Consider the following 4,272-nt stretch of genomic DNA (forward strand, 5'->3'; position numbering starts at 1 on the left):
ACATCAAACAAGTGAAGAGGCCATCCGAAAGGATGGCCTTTTTGCGTTATGATTCTCGTGAAAACGGTAGGCCCGGTAAGCGCAGCGCCACCGGGCAAAAACAGCAGATTAATGAATCACCTGCGACAGGAATGCTCGCGTACGTTCTGACTTCGGATGCGCAAAGAACTCATCCGGCGGCGCCTGTTCAACAATCTCACCGCGGTCCATAAAGATCACCCGGTCGGCCACGGTTCGCGCAAACCCCATCTCATGCGTCACACACAGCATGGTCATGCCGGATTGAGCCAGCCCAATCATGGTGTCCAGAACCTCTTTCACCATTTCCGGATCGAGGGCAGATGTTGGTTCATCAAACAGCATAATTTTCGGTTTCATACACAGCGAACGGGCGATAGCCACACGCTGCTGTTGGCCACCCGATATCTGGCCAGGGAATTTATTGGCATGCTCTGCGATACGTACACGCTCCAGGTAGTGCATTGCCAATGCCTCCGCTTCCTTTTTCGGCATCTTTCGTACCCAAATCGGCGCAAGCGTACAGTTCTGCAGAACGGTCAGGTGCGGAAACAGATTAAAGTGTTGAAATACCATTCCTACTTCCTGACGTACGCGTTCGATATTGCGGATATCTTCATTCAGCTCGATACCATCAACCACAATGCGTCCTTGCTGATGTTCTTCAAGATGATTAATACAGCGAATGGTTGTGGATTTTCCGGAGCCCGAAGGGCCGCAAAGGACGATGCGTTCTCCCTGCTTTACCTTAAGATTAATGTCCCTCAGGACATGAAATTGTCCGTACCATTTATTCACATTTTCCAGCGTAATCATCGCGTCGGCGGGTGTCATAGTTATTTGGCTCATAATTTCCTCAGTGCGGTGTACGCCCGGTGTTAAAGCGCTTTTCCAGATGCTGGCTGTAGCGCGACATGCTAAAACAAAAGATCCAGTAGATCAGGGCAGCAAAGACATATCCTTCGGTGGACATACCCAGCCAGACAGGGTCAACGGTTGCCTGTTGCACGCTGCTAAAGAGATCGAACAATCCGATAATGATCACCAGGCTGGTATCCTTGAAGAGGGCAATGATCGTGTTGACCAGACCCGGAATGACCAGCTTGAGTGCTTGTGGAAGAATGACCAGTCCCTGCGTTTTCCAGTAACCGAGAGCCAGTGATTCCGCCGCTTCGTACTGGCCTTTAGGCAACGCCTGCAAACCACCTCGCACAACTTCAGCGACATAGGCGGACTGGAAGAGAATCACCCCCACCAGGGCACGGATCAGCTTGTCGATGGTTGTTCCCTCTGCCATAAACAGCGGCAGCATGACCGACGACATAAACAACACGGTGATAAGCGGTACGCCGCGCCAGAACTCAATGAAGATAACGGAGAGCACGCGGACGATCGGCATTTTTGAACGTCGCCCCAGAGCAAGTAGAATCCCCCACGGCAGAGCACCGGCTATCCCCACTGATGCGATAATCAACGTCAGCGTCAGCCCGCCCCACTGGCGTGTTTCAACGCGTTCCAGCCCCAGAAAACCGCCATACAGCAGCACCCAGACAATAATCGGATAAACCACCGCCCAGACGGCAATATAGCGTCCACGGTGAGGCAGCTTTTTCCAGAACATGACTGCGACAGAGAGCAGACCGATAACCAGCGCCAGATTAATCCGCCAGCGCTGTTCATGCGGATACAACCCATACATGAACTGACCGAAGCGTTCATGGATAAACACCCAGCAGGCGCCGGCTTTTGTACAGTCTGCCCGGGTTGAACCGACCCAGTTGGCCTGTAAAAACGCCCAGTTCAGCAGGGGAGGAATCAACTCCCACATGAGCCACAGGCAGACAATCGTCAGCAGGCTGTTACTCCAGCTGGAGAACAGATTCTTACGCGCCCAGAGAATGAAACGTCCACCTGTCGAGTTGGCAGGGCGCGAGGAGTGCGACAGTATCGCTTTTGTCATCATAGATCCTTAGCGCTCGACCAGTGCTATACGGCGGTTATAAAGGTTCATCAGTAGTGAAATCACCAGGCTGATGATCAGATAGACAGACATCGTGATGGCGATGGTTTCGATGGCTTGTCCGGTCTGGTTAAGCACGGTTCCGGCGAAGAGTGACACCATATCCGGATAACCAATCGCAGCGGCCAGCGACGAGTTTTTGACAATATTGAGATACTGGCTGGTCAGAGGGGGAATGATGACCCGTAAAGCCTGCGGAATAATGACCTGGCGAAGCGTCACGGTATGGGGTAGTCCCAGCGAGCGTGCCGCCTCGTGCTGTCCATAAGGTACGGCCTGGATCCCTGCACGGATAATTTCTGCGATAAACGCAGACGTATAAATCGACAGCGCCAGCGTCAGGGCCGCCAGCTCGGGAATTAATACCATCCCGCCCTGAAAGTTAAAGCCCCGCAGATGTGGAATATCCCAGTGCAAAGCGGCCCCAAACAGCCAGTGCGCAATTAGCGGCAGGCTAACGATCAGGACAACTGCCGTGGGCCAGGTTCTACGAAGCTGACCGGTTTTGATCTGATGCTTGCGGTTAAAACGGAAGACCCCCGCAGAGAGCGCAAGCGCTATCACAATCGCGCCGATAAAAGCGTACAGTCCTTCACCCGGCTGAGGAGAAGGGATGGATAACCCACGGTTACTCAGGAAAAACAGCTCAAACGCGTCGACGGCCTGGCGGGGACCGGGAAGGTTACGCAGTACGGCGAAATACCAGAAGAAGATCTGCAGGAGCGGGGGGATATTGCGGAACGTCTCGATATAAACGGTCGACAGTTTCCGCAGGAGCCAGTTTTCAGAAAGACGCGCCAGGCCAATAAAGAAGCCCAGTATCGACGCGAAGACGATACAAAGCGCCGATACCAACAGCGTATTCAGTAAACCGACCACGAATACGCGTCCGTACGTGTCACCTTCCTGGTAATCAATAAGGTGCTGAACAATGCCAAACCCCGCGCTGCGGTCTAAAAACGCGAAACCGGAGGTAATGCCGCGGTTATTCAGGTTGGTGATGGTGTTATGGATGAGATACACGGCGATGAGAACAACCGCAACAATAGCAATAATCTGGAATAGCCAGGCGCGGACCGCGGGATGAGAAAAGGATAGCGATCCTTTTACGGCTGAGCGGCGATGGGACATAAAGAAACCTCAGTAACCATGACTCTGGAGTGGGCACTGCCGGAGCAGTGCCCGTTACAGCTATGACTTAACGTACTGGTGGTGCGTACTGAATACCGCCGTTGTTCCAGAGATTGTTCTGGCCGCGTTTGATCTTCAGCGGGCTTTCCGATCCCACGTTGCGCTCAAAGATCTCAGAGTAGTTGCCCACCTGTTTGATGATGTTGTAAGCCCACTTGTTATCCAGCTTCAGATCCTTGCCGAAATCACCTTCTTTACCGAGCAGGTGCGCCATATCAGGGTTGGATGGCTTAGCGGCTTTCTCATCAACGTTTTTAGAGTTGATGCCCATCTCTTCTGCGTTCAGCATGGCAAACAGCGTCCAGCGAACAATGGAGAACCAGTCTTCATCGCCACGACGAACGACGGGGCCGAGAGGCTCTTTGGAAATGACTTCAGGCAGGACAATCCACTCTGCCGGGTTGCTCAGCTTAATGCGTAAGGCATAAAGCTGTGACTGGTCAGAGGCCAGCGTGTCGCAACGACCGGATTCCAGCGCTTTGGCCGATTCATCCGAGCGGTCGAATGTCACCGGGGTGTATTTCATGTTGTTTGCTTTGAAATAATCCGCGACGTTCAGCTCGGTATCGGTGCCCGCCTGGATACAAACGGTGGCGCCATCCAGTTCCTTAGCGCTTTTCAGGCCGGCTTTATTGTGGGTCAGGAAGCCGATGCCGTCATAATAGGTCACGCCCGTAAATGACATCCCCATGCCTGCATCGCGGGAGGAGGTCCAGGTGGTGTTACGGGAAAGCATGTCGACCTCGCCGGACTGCAGCGCCGTAAAGCGTTCTTTCGCCGTCAGCGGGGTATATTTTACTTTGCTGTCATCGCCAAAAACGGCGGCTGCCACGCCACGGCAGACATCCACATCAATACCGGTAAATTTGCCGTTCGCATCGGCATAAGAGAAGCCAGGCAAACCGTCACTGATACCACATTGAACAAAACCTTTCTTTTTAACGGCATCCAGTGTCGTTCCCGCATGGGCTGCATATTCGCACGGTGATCGATCGCCAGTTCGCACCGTAGTCGATCATGATTTCGCATCGTGTTCGATCGCG

At 53.2% G+C, this 4,272-nt stretch carries 3 protein-coding genes and 1 pseudogene; all 4 read right to left on the minus strand.

The features are described 5' to 3' along the window. Positions 1-108: 108 nt before the first annotated feature. Entirely contained in the window at positions 109-867 is a 759-nt protein-coding gene (locus tag DEO48_RS26290) for an amino acid ABC transporter ATP-binding protein (protein WP_023309440.1), read from the minus strand. 7 nt (positions 868-874) lie between these two features. After that, entirely contained in the window at positions 875-1,978 is a 1,104-nt protein-coding gene (locus DEO48_RS26295) for an amino acid ABC transporter permease (RefSeq protein WP_023309439.1), read from the minus strand. 9 nt (positions 1,979-1,987) lie between these two features. Beyond that, entirely contained in the window at positions 1,988-3,169 is a 1,182-nt protein-coding gene (locus DEO48_RS26300; protein WP_032639774.1) for an amino acid ABC transporter permease, read from the minus strand. 67 nt (positions 3,170-3,236) lie between these two features. Then, positions 3,237-4,199: pseudogene (locus DEO48_RS26305) on the minus strand (amino acid ABC transporter substrate-binding protein); the annotation flags it as partial. Positions 4,200-4,272: the final 73 nt, after the last annotated feature.

It is taken from the genome of Enterobacter sp. CGMCC 5087, assembly GCF_003144775.1.
GTDB classification, from domain to species: domain Bacteria; phylum Pseudomonadota; class Gammaproteobacteria; order Enterobacterales; family Enterobacteriaceae; genus Enterobacter; species Enterobacter cloacae_M.

What these genes read in the sequence shown, in the direction of transcription:
- DEO48_RS26290 (WP_023309440.1), bottom strand. Translation starts at nt 867, where the DNA reads ATGAGCCAAATAACTATGACACCCGCCGACGCGATGATTACGCTGGAA.
- DEO48_RS26295 (WP_023309439.1), bottom strand. Translation starts at nt 1,978, where the DNA reads ATGACAAAAGCGATACTGTCGCACTCCTCGCGCCCTGCCAACTCGACA.
- DEO48_RS26300 (WP_032639774.1), bottom strand. Translation starts at nt 3,169, where the DNA reads ATGTCCCATCGCCGCTCAGCCGTAAAAGGATCGCTATCCTTTTCTCAT.